Source organism: Comamonas sp. MYb21 (assembly GCF_037479395.1).
Taxonomy (GTDB): domain Bacteria; phylum Pseudomonadota; class Gammaproteobacteria; order Burkholderiales; family Burkholderiaceae_C; genus Comamonas.
The window spans coordinates 18,279-43,683 of record NZ_JBBGZC010000010.1 but is presented as its reverse complement, the minus strand read 5'-3'; the positions used below and the strand labels follow the sequence as shown (position 1 = coordinate 43,683).

At 63.2% G+C, this 25,405-nt stretch carries 17 protein-coding genes; 4 read left to right on the top strand and 13 right to left on the bottom strand.

Features of this window, described 5'->3' with window-relative positions; genetic code table 11:
* Positions 1-528 precede the first annotated feature (528 nt).
* The 7 genes from WH367_RS15585 to WH367_RS15555 all read right to left on the bottom strand — a co-directional run bounded on the left by WH367_RS15585 (position 529) and on the right by WH367_RS15555 (position 13,101).
* On the bottom strand, positions 529-1,431 hold the full coding sequence (locus WH367_RS15585; RefSeq protein ID WP_339536787.1) for a hypothetical protein: 903 nt from the start codon (positions 1,429-1,431) through the stop codon (positions 529-531).
* 622 nt (positions 1,432-2,053) lie between these two features.
* A complete protein-coding gene (locus tag WH367_RS15580; protein ID WP_339536786.1) occupies positions 2,054-3,598 on the bottom strand; it encodes an IPTL-CTERM sorting domain-containing protein in 1,545 nt (514 codons plus the stop codon).
* Positions 3,599-4,072: 474 nt separating this feature from the next.
* Positions 4,073-5,947, bottom strand: a complete 1,875-nt coding sequence (locus WH367_RS15575; protein WP_339536785.1) for an IPTL-CTERM sorting domain-containing protein — start codon at positions 5,945-5,947, stop codon at positions 4,073-4,075.
* Positions 5,948-6,148: 201 nt separating this feature from the next.
* Positions 6,149-8,023 carry an IPTL-CTERM sorting domain-containing protein gene (locus tag WH367_RS15570; RefSeq protein ID WP_339536784.1) on the bottom strand — a complete coding sequence of 625 codons (1,875 nt, stop codon included), beginning with the start codon at positions 8,021-8,023 and terminating at the stop codon, positions 6,149-6,151.
* 1,054 nt (positions 8,024-9,077) lie between these two features.
* The gene (locus tag WH367_RS15565) at positions 9,078-10,967 is read right to left on the bottom strand and encodes an IPTL-CTERM sorting domain-containing protein (protein ID WP_339536783.1); all 1,890 of its coding nucleotides are present in this window, start codon (positions 10,965-10,967) and stop codon (positions 9,078-9,080) included.
* Between the two features lie 376 nt (positions 10,968-11,343).
* Positions 11,344-12,102, bottom strand: a complete 759-nt coding sequence (locus WH367_RS15560) for a hypothetical protein (RefSeq protein ID WP_339536782.1) — start codon at positions 12,100-12,102, stop codon at positions 11,344-11,346.
* 606 nt (positions 12,103-12,708) lie between these two features.
* Positions 12,709-13,101, bottom strand: a complete 393-nt coding sequence (locus WH367_RS15555; RefSeq protein WP_148293235.1) for a hypothetical protein — start codon at positions 13,099-13,101, stop codon at positions 12,709-12,711.
* A gap of 124 nt (positions 13,102-13,225) precedes the next feature.
* Here WH367_RS15555 and WH367_RS15550 point away from each other — a divergent pair, with 124 nt between their 5' ends.
* A complete protein-coding gene (locus WH367_RS15550; RefSeq protein WP_021028029.1) occupies positions 13,226-13,363 on the top strand; it encodes a hypothetical protein in 138 nt (45 codons plus the stop codon).
* 370 nt (positions 13,364-13,733) lie between these two features.
* Here the strand turns inward: WH367_RS15550 and WH367_RS15545 are convergent, their stop codons facing one another.
* Together WH367_RS15545 and ribA are read right to left on the bottom strand one after the other, a co-directional pair.
* Positions 13,734-15,434, bottom strand: a complete 1,701-nt coding sequence (locus WH367_RS15545) for a WD40 repeat domain-containing protein (RefSeq protein WP_339536781.1) — start codon at positions 15,432-15,434, stop codon at positions 13,734-13,736.
* Complete coding sequence (ribA, locus tag WH367_RS15540; protein WP_339536975.1) at positions 15,431-15,982, bottom strand: GTP cyclohydrolase II RibA; 552 nt, start codon at positions 15,980-15,982, stop codon at positions 15,431-15,433. Before ribA ends, WH367_RS15545 begins: the two co-directional genes overlap by 4 nt.
* An 864-nt stretch (positions 15,983-16,846) precedes the next feature.
* Here ribA and WH367_RS15535 point away from each other — a divergent pair.
* Positions 16,847-17,203, top strand: a complete 357-nt coding sequence (locus WH367_RS15535) for a PRC-barrel domain-containing protein (RefSeq protein WP_021028025.1) — start codon at positions 16,847-16,849, stop codon at positions 17,201-17,203.
* A 366-nt stretch (positions 17,204-17,569) separates the two neighbouring features.
* Here the strand turns inward: WH367_RS15535 and WH367_RS15530 are convergent, their stop codons facing one another.
* The 4 genes from WH367_RS15530 to WH367_RS15515 form a co-directional block, all read right to left on the bottom strand.
* The gene (locus tag WH367_RS15530; protein ID WP_339536780.1) at positions 17,570-18,655 is read right to left on the bottom strand and encodes a sensor histidine kinase; all 1,086 of its coding nucleotides are present in this window, start codon (positions 18,653-18,655) and stop codon (positions 17,570-17,572) included.
* A gap of 439 nt (positions 18,656-19,094) precedes the next feature.
* Complete coding sequence (locus WH367_RS15525; protein WP_339536779.1) at positions 19,095-21,578, bottom strand: TonB-dependent siderophore receptor; 2,484 nt, start codon at positions 21,576-21,578, stop codon at positions 19,095-19,097.
* A 135-nt stretch (positions 21,579-21,713) separates the two neighbouring features.
* Positions 21,714-22,775 carry a FecR domain-containing protein gene (locus tag WH367_RS15520; protein WP_339536778.1) on the bottom strand — a complete coding sequence of 354 codons (1,062 nt, stop codon included), beginning with the start codon at positions 22,773-22,775 and terminating at the stop codon, positions 21,714-21,716.
* Between the two features lies 1 nt (position 22,776).
* Positions 22,777-23,304: a sigma-70 family RNA polymerase sigma factor gene (locus WH367_RS15515; RefSeq protein WP_339519343.1), complete on the bottom strand. Its 528-nt coding sequence runs from the start codon at positions 23,302-23,304 to the stop codon at positions 22,777-22,779.
* A 140-nt stretch (positions 23,305-23,444) separates the two neighbouring features.
* Between WH367_RS15515 and WH367_RS15510 the strand changes: the two genes are divergently transcribed.
* Positions 23,445-23,993 (top strand): RNA polymerase sigma factor, encoded by a 549-nt coding sequence (locus tag WH367_RS15510; protein WP_339536777.1) that lies wholly within the window; start codon positions 23,445-23,447, stop codon positions 23,991-23,993.
* A 25-nt stretch (positions 23,994-24,018) separates the two neighbouring features.
* The gene (locus tag WH367_RS15505) at positions 24,019-25,293 is read left to right on the top strand and encodes a FecR family protein (RefSeq protein WP_339536776.1); all 1,275 of its coding nucleotides are present in this window, start codon (positions 24,019-24,021) and stop codon (positions 25,291-25,293) included.
* Positions 25,294-25,405: the final 112 nt, after the last annotated feature.

Genomic DNA, 25,405 nt, shown 5'->3' with positions numbered 1-25,405 from the left:
CGGCATCGCGCAAACCCTGAGGCTCCCAGGTGTTACCGGTCGTTTGCGCAGCGCTGCGCGCAAAAAAAGGGCCCGCACAAGGCGGGCCCAAGGGTCGTCTTCCTGAGAAGCGCTTTTCCTCCCTCCAGAGGAGTGCTGATCATAAATTAAAAGTATTAAAAAACGGGTTCGATAGCTAGGTATTATGTAAGTTTTTTGTAAGTCTTGCCCGGGCGCGCTGGGCGGGCTGCTTCGTACGGGCTCGCCCCAGCCGTGGCGGCATTGCCTTGCCTCCATGTTTTTCGATCTGCCCCACCTGGCAACAAAAAGGCCAGCAGCCACCCGGTGGGGTTGGCTGCCGGCCTGTGGAGCGATTGACTGCGGGCCGCAGCCCGGGATGCCAGGAGGCATACAGAAGGTGCCCCTGGGGTGGGCCACGCTCAGCGGCGGTGATCCCGTGGGTTGCGCACCGTGGGCTGTGGCCTGCAGCGCGGGCCTTGCAGCGCCATCAGCCTAGCCAAGCTTGCCTGCCTCTATATAGAGCGCCGCCTAACGCTCCACCCATGGCCATTGCGCCCAGGCTGGCAGTTCGGGCATGCGCAGGGCTCCCTCGGGCCAGTCGCTGTCGTTGTCGCTGCCCATGTCGCGGTCCGTGCCTTGGTCGGCTATCGCTGTCACCGTCATGCGCACCACCGGTGTCACCGTGCCGTCCTTGCTCCAGTGGGTGCCGCCATCGAGGGTTCGCAGATAGCCAGTGGCCGCGCCCGAGAAGCCGCCTGCAAAGCGATAGGCGTTGGCAGGGCCTCGGTTGTCATACAGCTCCAGTGGGCAACCGTCCTTGCTGGCGAGCACCAACGCGTATTTTTTAAACGCCTGGAGTGTGGTGCGGGCGACGCTGCCCAGCTGCACCGCGGTGTAGGTGTTGAGGCGCCCATCGTTGGGCGCAAAGACGGCGACATCGATGGTCGTGCTCGCCAGCGCCGCACCCTGGGGCAGCTCGGTGCTGTCATCGAGCTGGTAGAGCCGCAATACCGCAGCAATGGTCTGTGTGCCCCAGGCCCAAGATGCTGCGCCTGGAGGGGGGCGTGCCGACATGCATCTTTTGAAGTCCGCCGTGGTGGTCACCACAGGTGACGATGCCGCCACCGCCACCGCTGATGGCCAGCGGTCACGCTCAGACCTGGGCCACCAGCTCTCCAAGGGGTTGGCGATCGCTTTGGGGTGCTGCATGCCCAGCGAAATCGCACTGATCTGTGTCGCCACTGCCCCCGTATGGAAGGCCGGGCCCATCCAGCGCACGGTATCAACGGTATGGCCTTGGTAGCGGCTGAGGGCTGTGCTGTCCACCACCACCACGGGCAGCGTGACATGCTGGGCGCTGGCAGGCGCCCCGCAGAATGCGGCGCCTAGCGCGCCAGCGGCAGCGCAACAGGTTCTGAGGTGTTTTTTCATGCTGTTTTTAGGTGGAACCCTGGCGCCTGCCAAACCGATGGTCACAAGGCCATGCTGGCGGGTAGGCTGCGTAGGGCGTAGGGCGTAGGGCGTAGGTCTGGCAATGGATATGGCGAGGGCAGCCTGTTTGGCACCGTCGTGCCGCATTCGCCTCGCCGGGCGGCGGCGCACCATGTGGCGCCTCATGCGCGGCGGCGGCATCTGTGCAGGGCTGGCAGGCTGCGGCCAGCTACTGCCCATCAGCCAGCACCAAGCCCTGCCTGGCTGACAGCGCCTGGCGCCATCTGCCGGTTGCTCAGTGGGCCTCGGCAAAAGCCGTGGGCCGCCTCCGCTTATGCGCACTGCGCGCCAGCAGGGCAGCGCCAACCGATGGGCGGGTGCGGCGTCAATATGGAAAGGGCTGCTTTGGGCCTGCGCCATGCCGGGCAGCCGGCCGCTAACGCGCAGAACGTGGAGGAGGGAAGGGTATATTGCTTTTTCATAGTAATTATTAATTATATGGTTGAGAAAAGCTATTTTTAAAGCGAAGTAAATGGCTGAGCCAACGCAGCTCCAGCGCCCGCGCTCCCGCCCCCGTACACAACGGTTCGCTGCTGCCAGCGCCCGCTGTGTCCTGCGCCCTTTACAGTGTTTTGCGGCGGCGCAGGCCCACAGCCGCCATCAGCGTGGCCATTGCGCCCAGGCCCAGGGTGCCCAGCGTAGGCACTGGGGAGGGGGCGGGCCCGGCCACTTCCGCCGGGTGGTCCGACTGCAAAAACCAGTGCTTGCCCACCTGGGCCAGCGTGTAGCGCCATCCACCTGCCTCCACATAGCCGGGCGCGGGCAGGCGGAATGTGCCGTTCGAGGCCCCATCGACCTGCACCACCACAATGCCATCACCGGTGGTGGCAGCCCCCGCGCCGCCCAGGTTGTTGATGTGCAAAATGCTGTCGCCGCTGGTATCGCCCCGCACCACCAGCTGCGCGCTAGGCGATGCATCAGCGCCCAAGGCCGTGTGTATCTCGATCACACCGCCATCGCCGCTGTAATCCTGCGTGACGGTCAGCACACTGCCGGTGCCACCGACAGCCAGGGTGACCCGCCCGCTGTTGTCCAGGCTCTGCACAGTGGGGCTGTAGCTGCTGGTATCGAGCGTGGCGCCAGCGGCCACGACAAAGTCCGAGACGGGGCTCAAGCTGTTGGCCGCGCCTGCGCGCAGCAGGCCCGCGTTGATGCGGGTGCTGCCCTGGTAGCTATTGTTGCCCGTCAGCACCGTGGTGCCCGAGCCGTTGACCTGCACCTGGCCGCTGCCATAGATATCCGGCCCAAACTGGTACTGCCCAGAGGCATCGCTGTGGTCCAGGGTCAGCACGCTCGCGTCCGCATTGCCCAGCACCAAGGTGTGCACCTGCAGGGCCCCGGGGCGGATGCTGCCTTCAACCGTCAGCTCTGCGCGGCCGGCCGCGCCCGGTGCGGGGGACGACAGCCACAGCGTATCGCGCACATCCACGGTTGCGCCTTCGCCGATGGTGAGCGCGGTGTCGGCCAGGCCGGCAAAGCTGCCAATCTCCAAATGGGTGCCCACCCGCCATTCGGAGCCCGCGCCGCGCAGCGCCAGCGTGCCAAAGTACAAGAGGGCGCTGACCTCGCAGTCGAGCAAGCCGCCATCGCGGATCTGCACCGCCGACATGCCTTCTCCCGCGAAAAGGCATTCCTCCCCCCGCAGTGTGGAAGAGGCGCCCTCCACATCGATCAGCGCGCTGGAGCCCGCCAGTGCTGTTGATTCCAGGGCCTGGCGGCTTTGCACCGTGGCGCCATGGCGCACCTGCAGCGTGGCCGATCCGGCTTGGCCCAGCAGCAGGTCGCCCGCCACCGTCCAGGACGATTGCGCGCCCTCCACCCGCACCGTGCCTGTGCTGCCGGCCTGCGCGCTGACCATTCCGCTGTCAGACACCAGCTGGCCACCGGCGAGAATCGCCAGTGCGCTTGTGCCGCTGTGGCCCACCGTCACATCGCTAGCGTGGTGGCTGGCCCCCATATCGCCCAGGGGGCTTGCATCACCGCTGAAGTGGACACTCTGGGCCTGTGCTCCTGCTGGCAGCAGGCTGCCCAAGAGCGAGGCGCCCGCGAGCAGGGCGCTTAACAGCGGCGTGTGCAGGGCCGATGAGGTGTATTGCTTTTTGGTCATCATTTTCCATTAGTTAGGTTGTAAGAAGCTATCAATTAGCGGTGGCATGAAACAGGCGCGGGCGGGGCGGCTTGCGCAGTGCGGGGGCACCCGTTCTGTGCGCTGCTGCCCTGCGCCGCAGGCAGGGCGTCATCAGCCTCTCATAATTGATAGTTTTACGCAATCAAGAAATGAAAAAAGTGGTGATTGGAAATGCTGAAAGGACAGGGCAGAGGGCGCCAAGCATGCGGGTTGGCTGCGCCAAAGCGGTGCACATTGGTGGCGCTTTCAGCGACTGCGACCGTTGCCGATCGCGCTTGGGCGCGGCACCTAGCCGGGGGCGCCTAGCCGGCCGCGCCTAGCCGGGGGGTTTCCAGCTAGGCGCCCCCCGCCCGCCAACCTGCCCCCAGGCCAGGGCCCAAACAACACAGCCCCAGGTGGTGGCACCTGGGGCTGTTCTCTCAGCGCTAAGGCAGGCTTAGCGCATGCGTGCTTTTACACCGTCTTGCGGCTGCGGCGCAGGCCCACAGCACCCATCAGCGCCGCCAACGCGGCCAAGCCAAAGCTGCCCAGCGTAGGCACCTGCTTGAGGGTGGCAGGCGGCTGGGTGGTGGTGTCACCCGCATCCTTGACCAGCACCTGCGCGGCAGGGCCGGCGGGCGTGTAGGCGTCGGCCGTAGTGGGCGGCGCAATGGCCAGCTCCAGGCTCACATCGCCGTCACCCGCCGTGGTGTTGGGCGTGGCGGTAATCGTGCACGATGCCTGGGTGGCATTGGCGGCTACTACCAGCGGCGATGCGCAAGTGGTGGTGAAACGTGGGTTGGCCGCCGGCAGCACCAGGTTAATGGGCAGGTCGGCCGTGGGCGCTGCTGTCAGCGTCACGGTGCAGGTGGCGACCTGGTTGGCTGTATCGCTCAGCTCGGCAGGGGTGCAGACCACACTGGCCTCGGGGCCGCTAGCTTCTACATGTACGTCAGACTGCAGGAACCAGTTGTTGCCCACCTTGGCCAGCGTGTAGCGGTACCCCCCAGCCTCCACATAGCCGGGCGCGGGCAGGCTGAAGGTACCGTTCGATGCACCATCGACCTGCACCACCATAATGCCGTCGCCGGTGGTGGCGGCTCCGATTCCGCCCAGATTGCTGATATTCAAAATAGTGTCACCGCTGGTGTCGCCTTGCACCACCAGCTTTTGGGTGGGCGAGCTGTCTGCGCCCAAGGCGGTGTTCATCGCTACCACTCCGCCATTGCTGGTGTAGTTTTGCGCCACCGTCAGCACATTGCTGGTGCCGCCTGCTGCCATCGTTACCAAGCCGCTGTTGTCCAGGCTCAAAACGGTGCCGCTAAAGGTATTGGTGTCCAGCGTGCCATCCGCGGCCACCGTAAAGTCAGAGGCGGGGCTCAGGCTATTGGCAGCGCCTGCGCGCAGTAGCCCTGCATTGATCACCGTTTCATACTCGTAGCTGTTGTTGCCGCTCAAGGTCGTGGTGCCAAAGTTATTGACAAAGACCCTGCCATAACCCGTGATGTCGGAGGCAATACGGTAATTGCCCGAGGCATCGCTGTGGTTCAGCATAAGCGCAGCAGTGGTGGGTTCTTCAAAGCCGATGGTGGGCACAATGACTGCGCCCGGGGTGGTGGTGCCCTCAATAGTGAGCATGGTCGGGCCAGTTAGGTCTCCATCAAGGTAGGTCGACACGCGCAAGATTTTGCCCGTCTCGACGGTCGCGCCCTCACCAACGGTGAGTGAAGCATAGCCCGGTAGTGGGCGTTTCAAGTTGATTTCGTCACTCGCGAGCAATTTGGAGCCTGCGCCGCTCAGCGACAGTGCGCCGTTTCTGAATATCAGGCTACCCTCGCAGTGCATCAAAGCGCCATTGTTGATCTGCAGGGTTGAGACGTCAGAGCCATCGAAATCGCAGTTAGCTCCCCGCAAGCTGGAATTGGCGCCATCGACTTCCACGGTAAAGACGGTGGTCTGGGTAGAACCCAGTGTCGCGTTGGTCGATACCGTGCCGCCATTGCGCACCCGAAGACTGGCTGCTGCGCTATTGCCAATCACCAGGCCCGCACCGGTGGCCGAGGTCAGCAGCCATGAAGATCCCGTGCCCTCCACAACGACGGAGCCTCTTCCAGTGCGCTGCTCGCTGATGCTTCCGGTCTGCGACGTCAATTGCCCGCCATTTTGAATGCTGAGCGCGCCAGTAGCGCTGTCGCCGACGATTACCTGGGTGGCGGTATGGCTGGCGCCCAGGCTGCCGGTAGGGTTGGTGTCCCCCGTGAAGTCAATGCTCTGGGCCTGCGCAAAGCCACTCAGCAGGCAGGCGGTCAGCAGCGCGTAGCGGGCGGGAGGGATGAATCGGTTTTTCATAGGAATTTTGAATTTATAGGTTGTATAAAGCTATTTAAATAGCCAGCGAAGAGGGGCGATAGCACGGAAACAGGCGCCTGGTATTGGGGAGCGGGCGATGGAACTAGCCTGCAGCTGGTAAAAGTCTCCGGTTCAATGGGTGCGCTTTGGCAGCGCACCTGCCCAGCATGTGTGTTACGCCGGGCAGGTGCTCCCGGTGGTTTACACCGTTTTGCGGCTGCGGCGCAGGCCCACAGCACCCATCAGCGCCGCCAACGCGGCCAAGCCCAAGCTGCCCAGCGTAGGCACCTGCTTGAGGGTGGCAGGCGGCTGGGTGGTGGTATCACCCGCATCCTTGATCAGCACCTGCGCGGCAGGGCCGGCAGGCGTGTAGGCATCGGCCGTAGTGGGCGGCGCAATGGCCAGCTCCAGGCTCACATCGCCGTCACCCGCCGTGGTGTTGGGCGTGGCGGTAATCGTGCAGCTGGCCTGGGTGGCATTGGCGGGTACCATCAGCGGCGATGCGCAGGTGGTGGTGAAACGTGGGTTGGCCGCCGGCAGCACCAGGTTAATGGGCAGGTCGGCCGTGGCGGCTGCTGTCAGCGTGACGGTGCAGGTGGCGACCTGGTTGGCTGTATCGCTCAGCTCGGCAGGGGTGCAGACCACACTGGCCTCGGGGCCGCTAGCTTCTACATGTACGTCAGACTGCAGGAACCAGTTGTTGCCCACCTTGGCCAGCGTGTAGCGGTACCCCCCAGCCTCCACATAGCCGGGCGCGGGCAGGCTGAAGGTACCGTTCGATGCACCATCGACCTGCACCACCATAATGCCGTCGCCGGTGGTGGCGGCTCCGATTCCGCCCAGATTGCTGATATTCAAAATAGTGTCACCGCTGGTGTCGCCTTGCACCACCAGCTTTTGGGTGGGCGAGCTGTCTGCGCCCAAGGCGGTGTTCATCGCTACCACACCGCCATTGCTGGTGTAGTTTTGGCTGACGGTCAGCACATTGCTGGTGCCGCCTGCTGCCATCGTTACCAGGTTGCTGTTGTTCAGGCTTTTGACCGTACCGCTAAAGGTATTGGTGTCCAGCGTGCCATCCGCGGCCACCGTAAAGTCAGAGGCGGGGCTCAGGCTATTGGCAGCGCCTGCGCGCAGTAGCCCTGCATTGATCACCGTTTCATTTTCGTAGCTGTTGTTGCCGCTCAAGGTCGTGGTGCCAAAGTTATTGACAAAGACCCTGCCATAACCCGTGATGTCGGAGGCAATACGGTAATTGCCCGAGGCATCGCTGTGGTTCAGCATAAGCGCAGCAGTGGTGGGTTCTTCAAAGCCGATGGTGGGCACAATGACTGCGCCCGGGGTGGTGGTGCCCTCAATAGTGAGCATGGTCGGGCCAGTTGGGTCTCCATCAAGGTAGGTCGACACGCGCAAGATTTTGCCCGTCTCGACGGTCGCGCCCTCACCAACGGTGAGTGAAGCATAGCCCGGTAGTGGGCGTTTCAAGTTGATTTCGTCACTCGCGAGCAATTTGGAGCCTGCGCCGCTCAGCGACAGTGCGCCGTTTCTGAATATCAGGCTACCCTCGCAGTGCATCAAAGCGCCATTGTTGATCTGCAGGGTTGAGACGAAAGAGCCATCGAAATCGCAGTTAGCTCCCCGCAAGCTGGAATTGGCGCCATCGACTTCCACGGTAAAGGCGGTGGTCTCGGTAGAACCCAGTGTCGCGTTGGTCGATACCGTGCCGCCATTGCGCACCCGAAGACTGGCTGCTGCGCTATTGCCAATCACCAGGCCTGCACCGGTGGCCGAGGTCAGCAGCCATGAAGATCCCGTGCCCTCCACAACGACGGAGCCTCTTCCAGTGTTCTGCTCGCTGATGCGTCCGGTCTGGGACGTCAATTGCCCTCCATTTTGAATGCTGAGCGCGCCAGTAGCGCTGTCGCCGACGATTACCTGGGTGGCGGTATGGCTGGCGCCCAGGCTGCCTGTAGGGTTGGTGTCCCCCGTGAAGTTAATGCTTTGGGCCTGCGCAAAACCGGTGAGCAGGCAGGCGGTCAGCAGCGCGTAGCGGGCGGGAGGGGTTAATCGTTTTTTCATATGGATTTTTGATTTATAGGTTGTATGAAGCTATTTAAACAGCCAGCGAAGGGAAAGGAAAAGCGCAGAGCCAGGTACCTGGCATCAAGCACTGAGCTGTGGTTAAACCATGGGTTGGCGTTGCCAAGCCGCATGGCACCACCATCGTGGCGCACCGATAGCCGAGGCGGGTTGGAGAGAGGAGAGGGGCAGCGTCATCCACTTTCTGCTTCTGAGGTTGGAAAAAAATGGCACCTATCTTGCATTCAAGCGTGGTATGCAATAAAGCGTCTATCAATAGCATAAAGCAACTAGAAATTTGTGATTCATAACAAATGTCTAACCAAAATTCGGCGACCAAAGGCATGGCGGTGCGTTTCAGCCATTCAATGCGAATCAGATGTATGGATGGTGCTGACCTCCTCACAGGGCGTTGGCATGCGCGTTCTGAAAGTTCGCAAAATGTGTGCAAGCAATGTATGCAAGATTGATTTAAAGCATAGCCTAGCACGATCAATTCATATAGTTTATAAAAACTAATCTATTGATAGGTTTTTGCCAGAGCCTTGGAGCTGATGGGGCCAGGGCTTATAGCGGGCAGCAATGGCCTTATTGCGGGGGCGTTTTGCACTGCAGCAGCGCGCAGGCAGCGCCGCTGTACGTAGGGGCGCTGTTAGAGGGGATGCCTAGGCATGGGTGCACGGCGAGCGGCCGTTAAAAATGGGGCCATGCCGCGTGACCAACCCCGCATCTGTGTGAGCCTCTCTATGTCATTGTTATGACAAAAGAAAAGGCATGTAAAAGCGGGAGCGCTGGCTGACAGTCGTATAGATGAGACAGGGTGGCGTATATGCGCAGCCGCCTCTGCCCTGGTCGGGTGGGGAGCGAAGCCAAGGCTATCGCCGTGCAGGGCCGGCCGGTGCCGCTTGCGAGCTGATCGTTACGCTGGGCGATTGCGTGAGCGGCAGCCCATCTGCAGCCGTCGGGAACCCAAAGAACCGTTGCCTCTGCTGCGCCCTGCTCGTTATGGCCAATACGGGGCAGCGCCTGGCGGCGCTACCCCCTGGATGCTGCCTTAGGCAGCGGACTTGCGCGAGCGGCGCAGGCCCAGAGCCGCCATCAGCGCTGCCAACGCAGCCAGGCCCCAGCTGCCCAGCGTGGGCACTGCAGTAGGGCTGGCAGGCGGCTGCGGCGCATTGGCATCCTGGATAACGACCTGCGCAGCAGGGCCCACGGGCGTATAGGCATCTGCGGTGGTGGGCGGTGCAATGGCCAGCGTGACGGTCACATCGCCATCCCCCGCCGTGGTGTTGGGCGTGGCGGTAATCGTGCAGCTGGCCTGGGTGGCATTGGCCGCAACCACCATGGGCGATGCGCAGGTAGTGGTGTAGCGCGGGTTGGCCGCAGGCAGCACCAGGTTAATGGGCAGGTCGGCCGTAGCGGCAGTGCTTAGCGTGACCGTGCAGGTGGCGACCTGGTTGGCCGAATCGCTCAGTTGCGCAGGCGTGCACACCACGCTGGCTTCGGGGCCGGCCGCTTCCACCTGGTTTTCTGATTGCAGGAACCAGTTGTTGCCGACCTGGACCAGTGAATAGCGGAAACCACCAGCCACCACATAGCCGGGCGCGGGCAGGCTAAAGGTGCCGTTGGAGTCCCCATCGACCTGCACGACCAAAATACCGTCGCCGGTGGTTTGCGCCCCTGCGCCGCCCAGGTTGCTGATATTCAAAATGGTGTTGCCGCTGGTACTGCCTTGCACCACCAGTTTTTGAGTGGGCGAGCCGCTGTCTGCCAGCGCTGCGTTCATCGCAATCACTCCCCCATTGCCGGTGTAGTTTTGGGCCACCGTCAGCACGGTGCTGGTGCCGCCCGCTGCCATCGTTACCAAGCCGCTGTTGTCCAGGCTCAAAACGGTGGGGCTAAAGGTATTGGTGTCGAGCGTGCCGCCAGCGGCAACGACAAAATCGGAACTGGGGCTCAGGCTATTGGCAGCGCCAGCGCGCAGCAGCCCGGAATTGATGTTTGTGGCGTTGTAGTAGCTGTTGTTGCCCGTCAAGGTGGTGGTGCCGGCGCTGTTCACATCTACGCCGCCATAGCCCAAGATATCGGGCGCGAGCTGGTAATTGCCTGAGGCATCACTGTGGTTGAGGTTCAGCACGCCCCCTTCGATAGATTGAAAGTCGATGGAGGGCGTCACAACGGCACCGGGCGTGATCGCGCCTTCGATTTTGAGCGCGGTAGGGCCAGTGATCCCCGCCGCATTGCTTGCAGGTATCACGTAGCTGACCGCTTCGATGGATGCTCCTTCACCAACGGTCACCACCGCATCAGGCCGGCCTGCAGGGGCGCCCCATTCGAGTTGCGTGTCCGAGACCCATTTGGAGCCCGCGCCGCTGATATTTACTTCGCCATTGAGCAGCAGACCTCCCAATTTGCAAGAGATCACGCCGCCATTGGTAATGCGAACGACCGAGTTGCCATTGTTGCCAAACTCGCAGTAGTCACCTTCCACGATCGAGTTGGCGCCATCGACTTCCACCAACGCGCTCGATCCAGGAAGCTGGCCTGATCGAAACATGACGTTGACGTTGCTGACCGTGGAGACGCTGGCACCGTTGCGCACCTGCAGGCTGCCGGATCCGCCATTGCCCACCGTCAGGCTGGTAAAGCCCGGAGAGGTCAGCGTCCACGAGGAGCCCGCGCCATCGAGCACCACGGTGCCCGTGCTGCCCGCCTGCTGGCCGATATTGCCGCCCTGCGAGGCGAGTTGTCCGCCACTGAGGATATTGAGCGCGCCGGTGCCGCTGTCGCCCACAATCACCTGCGTGGTGGTAAAGCTGGCGCCTTGGTTGCCGGTGGGGGTGGTGTCCCCGGAGAAGTTAATGCTCTGGGCTTGGGCCAGGCCCGCGAACATGCAGGCGGCGAGCAGCGCGTAGCGGGCGGGCGGCATAGTTTGCTTTTTCATCAGAATCCTCATGCATTGAAGCTGTAGAAAGCTATGGACAGTGCAGGCAAGGGGCTGGGCCTGGTCGCCCACATGCGGTTGTGCCGCGATGGACGGTACCCGACCCTGTCTGCTTGCCCATCGGAGCAATGGCCATCTGCAGGAGATAGGCCATAAAGCGATGGCCCATGGCATTGGCGACATTGCCATTCGCCATGAATGACAAATGTCTAGCCAGGCATCGGTAGCGCAGGGCGTATTGGCTGCTTTTCAGCAGCCAAGGCAAAAAGGGTGTTGTGTATGGGTGGTACTACCTCCTGAGCATGCCTGGGGTTGGCTGTTTGGTGCGGTCTGTGAATCTGGGGGAATGGCGAGCGCTGGCTATTAACGGACGGCGTTAGCCTGCCGATTTGCGCGTACGCCGCAGGCCCAGCCAGCCGATGACGGAGACCAGCGATAGGGCGCCCACGGCGCCTAGCGTCGGCACCGGGGTGGGTGCAGTGGGGGGAACCACAATCGGGTCATCGACGGGCACCACCGTCAGCTTGATGGCGGGGGTGACCTGGTCGTTCTGGGTCCAGGTGCTGCCCGCGTCAAGGCTTTGCACATAGCCTGCAGCCGAGGTTGAAAACCCACCTGCAAAGGTGTAGGCATTGCTGGGGCCGTCGTTGTCCGACAGGCCGATATAGCCACCTGAGGGGCTGGACACAATCAATGCGTACTTTGTGCCCGCCAGCAACGTGGTGCTGGGGATGGAGCCCAGCTGGGCTGCTGTGTAGGTATTGGCGTTCAGGTTGGCGCCATCATTGGGCACGACGATGGGCAGCGTGGCAGAGGCCAGCGCGGCGCCCGTGGGCAGTTCAGTGCTGCCGTCGAGCTGTAACAGGCGGAGCAGGGCGGTGGTTGCCGGGTCGGTGTTGGCCAGACCCAAGGTGATCTCGGTAATCCGCGTTGGCACCGTGCCGGTGGTGAACGCGGGGCCGCGCCACTGGCTGTCACTCACGGGATACGCCGAGTAGAAGTCAAAGCCGGTGCTGTCGATCACCACCTGCGGTGGCTGGCTTTGTGCCGATGCGATCGGTGCCCAGGATGCCGCGCAGGCTAAGAGGCCGATGGCGGCGTAGTGGCGTAAAGCGTGGCGGCGAATCGTTGGCATAGCGCTTCCTTTAAAAAAATCGAAGGTCGAAAACAGCTTTGCGATTGAAATGTTGGAGGTCAAAGAACGCTTTGGTTATTGAATGGATGCATTGACATTGATTAATGATTGATAACCAATGTAATTTTTAATATCTATTTCTGTGGAGAAAGAAATTAATGAGTATTTGCAATTCCATAGCGGTATTTGGTTTTTTGTATATCAAGTTTGCGCTGATCAGCGGCGGAGTTTGAACGCTGCTGCTGGCTCGGACTTGCCGGATTGGCGCTCGTAGCAAGGCACCCCGACCTGGGCGCTGGTTAAGCAACGGCGCACGCCGAGCAAGAATCAGCATTGATGAGGGGATATGCCGCCCGCCGGTGTTTGGCGGTGGTTGGCAGGGGCTGGGGGCCCACGCTAACCCGCAACTGGCAGCGCCGCCAATCGCTGGCGCAACCCGTGCACAGCCACGCCCGGCCGTTGCAGTCAGGCGACAACGGCGGCTGCTGGCAGTGACCCGCCAAGGCGCAGGGGTTTAGGCGCTGCGCGCCAGCAGCGTGAACCTTGGCGGTGCGTTAGACCGGCGCAGCCAGGCAACCCATAAGCGCGCTGGGCCAGCGCTGTGCATTACGGTGCGGTGGGTGCGTTGCACTGCCAGTTGCCGCCCATGCTTTGGCAGCGAATGCCATTGGGCCCCACCAGGTTCTGGGGGCCGGAGCGGGTGAGAAAGTGGCCCTGGTTGTCAGTACAGCCGCTGGCATTGCAGCTGATGATAAAGACCGGCTGCTGGGGGGCAGATGGCGTTGTTTCCGTACTGGCGGGCTGAGACGAGGGCGGGCGCCGGGGCGTTTTGTCGCCATCGGGGCGCTCGTCAGAATCGCTGTCGCGGTCGCTGGCACAGACATTAGCGGTGGCGGTTGCTGTTGGGGGCTCGCTGCGTGCGGCTTGGGGCACCGCTGCCGCAGCGCCCGCCGCCGCCCATGCCGGTGCCAGGCCCAGCAGCACCATTGCCAAAGTCATCGAACCACGCATTCTGTTTTCCTCTATCCCAACGTAGGGGCCAGCTTTTGCTACCGACAAGCTGACCTGCTTTCTGTCCTTTGTCCGACGCGTGCGCGCCAGGCCAATGGATAGATTGTGAGCTATGAACCCACCTGACCCCAAACCTACCAAGCCCACCAATCCCAACACCCGCGCTGGGCGATTCGCCAACAAGCGTTTTGCCATCATCGGCGGGATTGTTTTGGTGTTTCTGCTGATCGCGATCTTTGTGCCCCTTTGACGGCAAGACCGCATCCCAACACCTTGAACCGGGCAGCCCATAGGGCTGCCCGTGTTGTTGGTGGCGTTTGGGGCGGCGCACGCAGCAGTGGTGCTGGTATATAGGCGCATCTCGGTCTGTGCCGGTTTGAGGGCACAGCTGATTTGCAGCGCTGCCTGCTGCTTTGGCAATGTTGACCGATGGCAGGGCGTGCGCAATACCTGCCCTCTGCGCTTGGCCGCCTTGGATGAGGCGCCTTGGTACGCAGCGTGGCTGCAGGCCTGGCAGACCGAGCTGGGAGACCAAGCTGGGAGCCTGAGCTGGGCGTGATGGCCGAGACGATGGAGCCAAGCTTGCGCAGCCCCGATGGGGCAAGGCGCAACGCCGCTGCTTAGTGCCGTTTTACGATCGGGATGTCGTAGATATTGCCATCGTAGGAGCCGGCCAGAAATTGTGCCTTGTCGCTGTCAAAGCACAGCGACGAGATGCCCGCTGAGGTGGGGCGCATGGTGGGCTGCCATTGCCCTGCAGCATGGTCGTAGATGGCGACGCAGCCATGGTAGGAGCCCGTGGCAATCCATTGGCCATCAGGGCTGGCGGCAACACATTTGATGGAATGCTGGTGGGGGGTGTTCAGCTCGGTCGATGCAAAGTCGTCCCAGATCCGCAGCTTGCGATCCCGGCTGACGCTGACAAAGCGGTCGTTGGGCAGTGCCGCGCAACCATTGGCAATGCGGCTGTGGGCATCGCGTTTGCTGAACAGTTCGTGCAAGCTCGCAATCGACCACCAGGCGGCGCTGCCATCCGCACACACGGAGAACAGCCTATGGCTGGAGGCGGCGATGGATTTGACGGCGTTGTCATGCAGCTGCAGCGTAGCGACATGGTGCACAGCCCCATCTTGCGCCAGGGCAAACACGAGGCCTTCACCTGTATAGCTGCCAATGACCATATGGGCAATGCCGTTGCGCATGAATGCCGCGCCGCAGTTGAGCGGGGATCGGTGTTGGTACAGCGTCTCACCTGTTGCGGCATCGAACAGCGCCCCAGTTTGGCCGCCGGTGCATATCTTGCCGCCGAGGGGCGTGAGGAAGTTGCACAGGCTGCGCAGGTCGCGGATGGGCTCGCCATGGGCTTTGAGAATGCCGGCGTCGCCAATCGATACCACGCCCCAGGGGGGCTGCAGGGTGGCGGTGGCATTGATGCCGCCTGTGGCGCAGACCTTGTCGAGATTCCATTCGCCCGTTGGGATGTGGAAGAGCGCGTAGGAAGAGCCGAAGGTGGCAAAAACCAAGGTGTCCTTGTCCAGAAAAGCGCAAGACCTGGGCCATATCGGTGCAGGAATGCTCGACTGCGCCATGGGGGTGAGGGCGCTGGATTGCGCTTTCCAGACGCGCAGCAGCCGGTCATAGCTCAAGCTCACCAGCAACTGCTCGTTGTCCTGGTAGACCAATCGCTTGATGCCAGCCTGGTGTGCCGGTGTTGCCTGGCGATGGCTGCCGTCGATGGTCAAGATCATGCCGGCATCATTGCCCGCATAGACGGTGCCATTGTTGGCGATGGCAATGGTGTCGGTCTCTACGCCGCCAAGGTCAATGTCCTGGAGCAGGTCTCCCGTTGCCAGTGACCATTGCTTGAGCGTGCCGTCGTCGCTGGACGATAGCAGTGTCTGGCCATTGGCGGACCAGGCTATCGAGATCACATCGGCGCTATGGCCTGCGAGGCAGTGCCGGAGCCGGCCTTGGAAGTCGAAGACCCTCACATGGTGGTCGCGCGAGGCAGTGGCGATCAGCGCCTCGGTGGGGTGGAACTGGGCCATTTCTACATCATCCCCATGGTCGGAGAGCACGCAGATGAGCTTCATGCCAGGCACGGACCACAACCGGGCCGTGTGGTCGCTGGAGGCGCTGATCAAATGCTGGCCGTCGCTGCTGAAGGACAGCTGGTTAGCCAGATGGTCATGCCAGGCACGGGCCAGTGCGATTTTCTGGTGGGCGTCCCACAAGATCACCTGGTTGTCGTATCCGGCGCTTGCAATATAGCGACCGCCATGGGTGGCAACGCCGCTGATGGGCGATAGATGGGAGATCATGGGGTTTCCTTTTGCAGAGCCGGAACGTCGATGGAGTGGCGTGAGTGCTTGACCTTTGTTTCCAGGTAATGGCGATTATCGGTATCGACAAACACCCCGGTAGGGATGCGTGACTCCACGGTAATGCCTGCCATGCTGAGTTGCTTTTGTTTGTCGGGATTATTGCTGAGCAAGCGGATGGTGTGAATGCCCAGCGCTTGGAGCATGTCAGCGGCGACCTGGTAACTGCGCTCGTCGTCTTTATGGCCCAAGGCCCGATTCGCGGCAAAGGTATCCAATCCTTGATCTTGTAATAGGTAGGCTTCCAGTTTTCGATAAAGGCCAATGCCTCGGCCTTCTTGGCGCAAATACAGGAGCAGGCCCCCTTCGGTATGCAGGCCTTGCAGTGCTTCCTGGAGCTGGGGACCGCAGTCGCAGCGTGCGGAGGCCAGCGCGTCGCCCGTGATGCACTCTGAATGCAGGCGCACCAGCGGCGCTTTGGCGTTTGGGCGCTTGAACCGCACCGCAAAGTGCTCGCCGTTGTCGCTCAGGTTGCCAAAGCTGATGATTTCTGATGCGGCCTTGTGCCCATTGGCCAGAATGATGGGCACCCGCACGATGCTGCGAACCCGGGGTTTGGCTAAGGCATTCTCTCTGTCTTTTGAAGCGCCGTTTATGCACTGATCTGTGTCCATGATGAATCCCCGCTGGTATGGTATTTGTATACAAGATTCGAATGAATTTTTAACCACCGAGGAAGAAAGATACTACGTGCTTATGCCGTAGTCACGGCTTCAGTTGTTTCTGCGGAGAGACAATATTGATAATTTGCTTTTTATTTTATTTTTAAATTATCTAATTGAGGGTGTTAATAATTTTAATTTTATGCGATAAGTCCTGATGTGCGAGTGATGGGTTTTCGTTGATTACTGGAAATTTTGAAGTGTCTAGCGGGTTATAGGGTTCTGGCGGATATATTGGCGGGATTTTTGGGCTTGGTGGCGTTACATCCCCAGGCTGGGTTGTTTGCAGGCGTTGCTGCAATGGCTGGCGCTGGGGCTGCGCTGCACGCCGGCGCTAGCCCCGCCTGGTGCACCGCAGGCAGGGCGACGCGTGGCGCTTGTGGCGCAGCCCTGCCAATGCGGTGTGGCAGCTGCTCGCCCATCCAAGACGGCGTGCAGGAGCTTCTGTGGTGGGCGAGCCCACGTGCGCAGGGGCTTACGGGAGGCGATATGCCCCGCAGCAATGGGCGCTTTTTCCAGTCCTGCAAAACCGGTGCGGCCCGTCCTACGGCTATCGGACGGCGATGACTACCCGGCTGGACCGCGCCGCTGTTTAGCATTGAATCCAAGGCCGAGACATCACGGAAGCGCTCTTACCGGCATCCCGCATCGGCCCCTTTGCAATCCCGCTTTCCAACACAGGAGAACCCTATGAATACGATCAACACAGCATCGAGCGTGATCTCTTCGGACAAGGTGCAAGGCACCAAGGTGTACAACCCCAATGGCGACAAGCTGGGCTCGGTGGAAAGCCTGCTGCTGGACAAGCTCACGGGCAAGGTCCGCTACGCGGTGATGGAGTTTGGCGGCTTTTTGGGCATGGGCACCGATGTGTACCCTCTGCCTTGGGAAACGCTGAAGTACGACACGGGCCTGGGCGGCTATGTCGTGTCGCTCACCAAGGAGCAGCTGGAAGGCGCGCCGCGCTATGCGCGTGAGACGACGCAGGACTATAACGACGAATATGGCCGAAAGGTGAATGAATACTACGGCGTCCCTTGGATCTGATCGGGGCGGGGCTAATACAGGCCCTGATACTTCGTTGCGCAACCTTGCCGTACCTTCAGTACTGTCTGCGGTTCTGCGCCTCGTCTCAGGGGCTGTCTTAGCCCCTTGAATGGGTACGTTGCTGGGGATCAAATTCCTTACTGCAATGGCCTTTGATGGGGTAGCGCATTTTGTTGCCCAAATAAAAATAGCCTGCTGGTTAGCCAGCGGGCTATTTTTGCGTTGTTGGAGCGGGCGTGCTCTGTGCACGGCCTTCGGACGGGCGCCAGGTCCGGGGCTGTCTTAGTCTCATTTTCGGTTTGCTGGGCCGTGTTGGCGGCTTATCGACCTCGCGCTGTATCCAGCGCCCGGTTTATTTTTGTCCGCCTACAGAACCACGGGCAGCCTGATCGTGAAGGTGGTGCCGGAGTCTGAACAAGATAGCACGGTCAAGCTTCCCTGGTGGGCTGCGACGATCTGTTTGCAGATGCTCAAGCCCAGCCCCATGCTGGTGGCGGCAGACTTGGGGCCCTGGAAGTGGGGGTCGAACATCTGGGCCATCACTTCGTCCGGCACCAGAGGCCCCCGGTTGTTGACCAGAATGACGATGTCTTTTCCTTCCAGGCTGCCGGTGATCTGAATCGGAAAGTCCGACCCGCCGTAGGCCACCGCGTTTCCCAGCAGGTTGGATAAGAGCTGCTGGATACGTGGGATATCGACACGTACCTCCGCTGGGAGCTCAAGCGATGCGACGAACGCATGCTGAGGATGCGCTTCTACAAACTCATCGATGACGGTGTGCAGGGCCGCCGCGAGGTTTTGCGTGGGTTCAGGGGCCACGGATATGGCGTTGCCGGCGCGGCCTTTGGCGTAATCGACGAGATCATCTATGAGCTTGCTCATGCGGCGGGCGCTGGTAGCGATGCGCTCTCCGAGCTTGGCCGCCTTGGGCTCGTCGCCCCGCGCGAGCATCTTTGCGCCCATCGTGATCGCCTGCAAAGGGTTGCGTAGATCGTGGGCGACAACGGCCAGGAACACCTCGCGGGCGTTGCCCGTCTCTTTAAAGCTTTGAATTTCGTTGGTCAGCTGCTGGGATATCAGCTGGTCTTGGAGAAGCTTGCCAAGAATACCGGCGCAAGCGGTAAAAATGGCGCGGTTTTTCTCGCTTGTGATGGGCCTGGGCTCTGCATCCAAGGCAAACAAATTACCGAAATAGCTGCCATCGGTTAGCAGAATCGGTTCGCTGATATAGGCGCGAAATCCGTAGAGCTTGGGCGTTTTATGGTCGCGAAAAACAGGGTGGTCCAGCGCGTCATCAAATGCAATCCCAAGCTGGGATTCCATGACGTCCTTGCACAGGGTGCTGTCCACATCCAGTTCGTCACCGGCTTTCATGCCCAGGCCCATGTCGTCCACCACAGCGCATGCACGCCACATATTGGAGCGAACCCAGGCCATGCCGACCAGCCCCATGCCAGTCTGCGCTTTAACGATTTCAAGAATGTAGTGTGCGGCCCTGGAGTTCGTCGCAGTGAGGACGCTCAGGTCGATGTCAGCTGGGGTGTTGATGGCGGCTCTCCTGCCTGTGCGCGGCAGTATAGCAAAGGCCTTGACCTAAAAGAGCCCTATTTGACTGTCGGGGCGCTAACGCGCGGGTGCTGAAAACGTGTCGCCTCAGTGGGTGGGACTGCTGCCCCAGATATTGGGAATCTTTGCAAGGGGCCTGAGAATAGATCGATCAACCGCTCGCACTGATTCTGCAGATGTTCTTGGCCTTCCAAGCCGCACATTTGCCGGATCCATAAGACCCGGCCATGGGGCAGAGCAGGGGTTGTGCGACATCTCCACCAAGCCTGAGACAAGCAGCCCGCTGGGTTTGCCAGCGGGCGTTGTTGTTGCCCCTTGATGCTGATTAGAAATCGTACTTGGCGGTCAGCGTGAACTTGCGCGGCGCGCCGTAGTAGATCTGGCTGCCGGCAAAGTCGAAGTAGGTTTTGTCAAACAGGTTGTTGATATTGAGCTGCAGCGACAGCTGGCGCGAGATGTCGTAGCTGGCCATCAGGCTGGCGAGGGTGATGGAGCCCTGGTCGCGGCGCGCTTCCACGTCCGTCGACGTAGTCGTCGTAGCGTAGGTGGCGCCGCGCCAGGTCAGGCCCCCGCCCACCTTGAGGGCGCTCCAGTTGCCGGGCAGGCGGTAGCTGGTGTAGAGGTGGGCCATGTTGTTGGGGCGCTGCGACTGCAGGCGCGAGTCGTCGGCCGCGCGGGCATCGGCCCGGGCAAAACCGGCGATCAGCTGCCAGCCCCGGGCCAGCTCGCCGGAGACCTCGGCCTCAAAGCCCTTGCTGGTGACACCTTTCTCGCCCCGGTAGGCGGGGTTGCCGGTGCCGCCAACCATGTTGTCGCCGTCTTGCACGGCAACATTGTCCTGGGCGATGCGGAACACGGCCAGGGACGCATTGACCTTGCCATCGAGAAACGCGGCCTTGATGCCGGCCTCGTAGGCCTTGCCGGTCACAGGGTCCAGGTAGCGGCCTTGGGTGTCCTGGTAGTTTTGCGGCTGGAAGATATCGGTATAGCTGGCGTAGACGGTGTAGGTGGTGTTCAGGTCATACAGCAGGCCCGCGTAGGGCGTGAAGACCTTGTGCTTGCGCGTTTCCGTCAGGCTCTGGCTTTCCCAGCGGGTTTCGCGCCCGCCGGCGATGAGCTTGAGGTCATCGGCCAGCGACAGGCGCAGCGCGCCGTAGACGGCGGTCTGGCGTGTGCGGTCATCGCCCAGCGGGCGGAAGGCGCCCCAGACCGGCTCGGGGTAGGAGCCATCCCAGTCAAAGATATTGCCCACGGGGGTGGCGGTGTAGGCATGGTTGCCGTAGGCGTAGTTGGACTGGCTGCCGGTCAAGCCCAGCACCGCCTCATGCTTGCGGCCGAGCAGCTCAAAAGGCCCGGTGGCCTGCAGGCTGCCGCTGTTTTGCGCAAAGCTCTGGCGCGAGTAATTGGGGTAGGGGCCCAGGCCCAGACCGGTGTTTTTGTCGGGCTCGTTCAGCAGGTAAAAGAGCTTGGAGGTGTAGTCGGCATCGAGGCGGCTGGCATTGGCCTTGATGGACCAGCCATTGTCAAAGCGGTGCTCGAGCCCGGCGTAGGTGGTGCGGCTGGTGGTGTTCCACTCGGTCCAATCGGCGCCAATGCTGAACGAGCGCGGCCAGTGCGTGGCGCTGCCATCCTGGTAGACCATGGGCAGACCGCCCCAGGTGACGCCGGTGGGGCGCTTGGCCTGGTGCTCCAGGCCGATCCAGGCGGTGGTGTCGGGCGTCAGATCGGCCTCGACGGTGGCGAGCAAGGCGCGGTTGCGCGTGTGGTAGCGGTCCAGGTGCGAGTCGCGCTCGTCGGCCATCGCGGCCACGCGGGCGCGGATGCGGCCGTCATCGGTCAAGGGCGTGCTCAGGTCGAGGGTGGCGCGGCGCTCGTTCCAGGAGCCCAGGCTGAGGCTGGCCGAGCCGGTGAAGGTTTTGCTGCTGGCGCGTTTGCGCACCAGGTTGACCGAAGCACCGGGGTTGCCCGCGCCGGTCATCAGGCCCGTCGCACCACGCACGACCTCGATGCGGTCGTACAGAATCGGGTCGAGCATCGAGGCGCCAAAAAAGTCATTGGCGACATAGGTGGGCACGCCGTCGTACTGGTAGTTGTCGATGTAGAAGCCCCGGGCGTCCAGATCGGTGCGGTCGCTATCCGAACTGATGGCCGAGATGCCGGTGATATGGCGCGCGGCCTCGCCAATGCTGGTGATGCCCTGGTCTTCGATCTGCTGGCGCGTGAGCACGCTGACCGATTGCGGCGTCTCGCGCGGCGACAGCTGCAGGCCGGTGGCGGCTGCCGTGCTGCGGATGGTGTAGCTGCCGGTGCCTTCGGTGGTGGCACTGCGCTCGGCCTGGGCGGTCACGCGCAGCTCAGGCAAGGTGATGCTGGGCGCGCCTTCTGCCGAGGCTGAGGCAGCGGCAGCCGGTGCTGCGCCGGTGGGTGCCACACGGCGCACCACATAGCTGCCACTGGCATCGCGCTGGGCCTGCAGCGGCAAGCCCGCCAGCAGGCTGCCCAGCGCCTGGCCCACATCGGCCGCGCCCTGCACGCCGGGGCTGTGCAGGCCGGCCACGGTATCGGGCGCGAACGAGATCAGGGTGCCAGACTCTTGCCCCAGGCGGTTGAGCGCTGCAGCCAGCGGGCCGGCGGGGATGGAGTAGCTGCGCGCCGCAGGGGTGTTGGCTGGCTGCTGGGCCTGCGCCTGGGCAGATGTGGGTGCCAGTGCAGCAAGGCTGGCGCAGGCGGCCAGGCCCAGGCACAGCAGGTGGGCGGAGAGCGCGGTGCCACGGGGTGTGGCGGGGGCAGAGAAGCGAGTGCGGTACATGCGAATAGGTCCCGAGTTTGACAAGCTGGTTGCAGCGCGCCGCCATGGTTTTTGCGGCGCTTATGCAGGGCTTGACACGCGGGTTGGGCCAATTGGCCATCTTTTTTTGGAATGCGCGATGGCTGGGTGGGAAGACTAGCTTTTGTCGACCGTCACCCACCAGCGTGTGCGGCTGCTGATGCGCAGCGGCAAAGTCTGGCTGAGCGCCGCCAGCACCTTGTCGGTATCCGCCAAGGGGTAGCTGCCCGATACGCGCAAGGCGGCGGCCTCGGGCGTGCAGTGCAGACGGCCGGGGCGGTAGCGGGCCAGCTCGGCGATAAAGTCGCCCAGGCGCATATCGTCGGCCACCAGCATGCCCTGGGTCCAGGCCAGGCCGGCAGCGGGGGCGGGCCCCTGGCGCAGCAGCCCGCTGGCGGCGATGCGGCCTTGCTCGCCAGCAGCCAGGCGCAGGGTCTGGCCCATGTCGTGGCGCAAATCTGGTAGCAGCTGCAGCTCTACCTGGCCTTCTTGCACCTGCACCAGCGTGTCGTCCGCATACTGCCGCACGCTAAAGCGGGTGCCAATGGCCCGCGCCCAGCCCTGGCTGCTGCGCACCCGCAAGGGGCGGGCCAGGCCGGTGGCAGGGTCGGGGCTGGGGTCGGCAGCGCTCTCGATCTGGATCTCACCGGCGCGCAGCACAATCAGCCGCTCGCTGCTGCTGTAGCGCAGGTCCACGGCCGTGGCGGTATTGAGCAGCAGGCGCGTGCCATCGGCCAAAACCGTGCGCTGCTGCTCACCGGTGGCGGTTGATAGATCGGCGCTGGCGCTGAGCCAGGCCTGTTCGCCCAGCGGGCTGTGGCCCAGGGCCAGCAGGCCGCCAGCACCGGCCCCCAGCATCACCGCCAGGCGCACCGCGTGGCGGCGCGACAGCGCGGGTGAGGCGAGGGTCTGCACTGCCACAGCCGTGGGCACGCCACGCAACTGGCCATCGATCTGCGCCATGCGCTGCCAGGCCTGGGCATGGAGCGGGTCGGCGTCGAGCCAGCTTTGCCACTGCTGGCGCTTGCGGCGGGCAGCAGCGCTGTCGCCGGGCTCCAGATCGAGCAGCCAGCGCACGGCGGCCTGGGCGACGGCGGGCGGGATGCTGGGCGGCAGCGCGCCTGGCATGGCCTGCGCGCCCAACGGCAGGCCGCCGGGCAGGTGTTCGGGTGCGGCCATCTCAGGCCTGGTCCGCAAAATAGCAGCGCTCGGCCGCTGCGGCCAGGTGGCGGCGCACGCTGGTGCGCGATATGCCCAGCTGCTGGGCAATTTCTTCCTGCGTCAGGTCCTCCAGCCGCCACAGCAAAAAGGCCTTGCGGGCAACCACCGGCAGGCCGCCGAGCAGGCGGTCAATGGCGACCAGGGTTTCGAGCACCATCAGCTGCGCATCGGGCGGCGGGGCCACGGGCTCGGGCAGCAGCGCGAGCGCATCGAGGTAGGCGCGCTCGATCTGGCGGCGGCGCAGGTGGTTGGACAGCAGGCGCTGCGCAATCGTGGTGAGGTAGGCGCGCGGCTCCAGCAGCGCCTGGAGTTGCTGGCGCTGGGTGCCCAGCACGCGCACAAAGGTGTTTTGCGCCAGATCGGCCGCATCCCAGGCGCAGCCGAGCTTGCGCCGCAGTCGCGCGACCAGCCAGCTGTGGTGCGCCTCGTACAGGGCCTGCACCGGATCGACAGAAGGTGAGGGCGGAATGCCGGGGCCTGGGTGCATGGTGTTGGGGGTGACGCGATGAGAATGGTTCTTATTATATGTAAACAGTAGTCAAAATATGGATAATGCGATTCATTCGCGTTATTGCATGGCGCCATCGCGGCACAAGCACTGCGATCCCCCTGTCTGGCTGCTGCCCCGTGTTCGTCCACTACTACCGAGAACTGCTGAACTTCTGCCTGCGCCAGGTGCGCGACCGCGATGCCGCTGCCGACATCGTGCAGGAGAGCTACGCCCGGGTGCTGGCGATGGAGCAGGCGCGCGCAGCGATCGCCGAGCCGCGCGCGCTGCTCTACCAGACGGCGCGCCATGTGATGGTGGACCAGTACCGGCGCGCGCAGCTGCGCACGCACGAGGACCTGCATGCGCTCGATGAAACCGCCCAGCCCCCGGGCCCCGCGCATGAGGAGCCCGACGCGCTGCTGTCGAGCGCGCAGGCGATGGCCGCCTATGCCTCGGCCATTGAGGCCTTGCCGCTGCGCTGCCGTGAAGCGTTTATGCTGCATGTGTTTGACGACATGCCCTATGCCCAGATTGCCCAGCGCATGGGCATATCGCTGAGCATGGTGGAAAAGCATATTGCCCGTGGCCGCCTGGCCTGCCGCGCCTGCGAGCTGCTGCAGCAAGGCGGGGCGCCCAGCGCAGCCCAGCGGCCAGATACCGCCTTGCCTGCCACCCGCCAGCCTTGATACCGGCACGACGACACCCCCAGCGATGACTTTGCCCCGCCCCCACACCGCCGATGCCGACCGCCAGGATGCTGCCGATGAGGCCGCATTTGCGGCGTTTGCGCAGGGCCAGGATGCCCTGGGCCTGCAGGCCGCCCTGTGGGCCACGCGCCGGCGCAGCGGCCAGGCACTGCCCGCCGAGCAGGCTGCCGCCTTGGCCGCCTGGCTGGCGGCCGACCCAGCCCATGCACAGGCGCTGGATGCGCTGGAGCACAGCCACGCCCGGCTGCGCGCGATGCCGCCAGCGCTGCAGCATGCGCTGCGGGGGGGCTTGGCGCGCGACAAGGAACAAGCGCAGGCACAGGCACAGGCACAGGCACAGGCACAGGCACAGGCACAGGCACAGGCACAGGCACAGGCACAGGCACAGGCACAGGGACAGGAGCAAGTGGCGGCTACCGCTGAAGCTGCCGAACCCGCAGCGACCGTTGCGGCAGCTATCCCGCCCAGCGCCGCAGCCGCACGGCACCAGGCCCGCTGGTGGTCTGCCAGCCACTGGCTGCCCAATCTGGGCATGGCCGCTGCCGTGCTGGTGCTGGTGGTGGGCGGTTGGCTGGGCTGGTCGCACTGGCGCAGCCAGCCGCTGTTCAGCGAGCACTACGCCACCGAGCGCGGGCAGGCGCTGCAGATACGGCTGCCCGATGGCTCGCAGATGCTGCTCGATGCCGCATCGCAGGCGCAGGTGCAGCTGTTCCGGGGCCGGCGCGAGGTGCGCTTGCTCGAGGGCCAGGCGCTGTTCCATGCCAGCGCCGATGCACAGCGCCCGTTTGAGGTGCGGGCGGGGCACACGCTGGTGACGGTGCTGGGCACCAGATTCTCGGTACGCCATACCCGCGCCGGGCTGGATGCGGGCCAGACGGTGGTCGAGGTCGAATCAGGCCGGGTGCGGGTGGCGCAGATGGGTGTGGACGCCCAGACCCTGGCCGGGCCGGCAGCGGTGGAGCTGGTGGCCGGCCAGCGGGTGACCGCGCAGGCCGAGGGCCGCCTGGCAGCGCCGCAGGCCTTGCCGGTGGGCCATGTCGCGGCCTGGCGCAAAGGGCGGGTGAATTTTCAGGACGCACCGCTGGCGCAGGCGCTGGCCGAGTTTGAGCGCTATGGCGAGACCCGCCTGGTCGTGCGCGACCCGGCCGTCGCTGCGATGCGGGTGGGCGGCAGCTTTGACCTGCGCGAGGCGGCCAGCTTTGCCCAGGCGCTGCCGCTGCTGCTGCCGGTGCGGCTCAAGACCGAGGGCGGGGTGACGGAGATCGTGAAGCTGCGTTGAGGTGGCAGCGCGGGGCCTGGCGCGACAGGGCGGGGCATGCGTCCGCCGTGCATGCGTCTCCTCCTGCAAGGAGCGTACCCACGACCGTCGGCAGCAGCGAGCGGCCCAGATC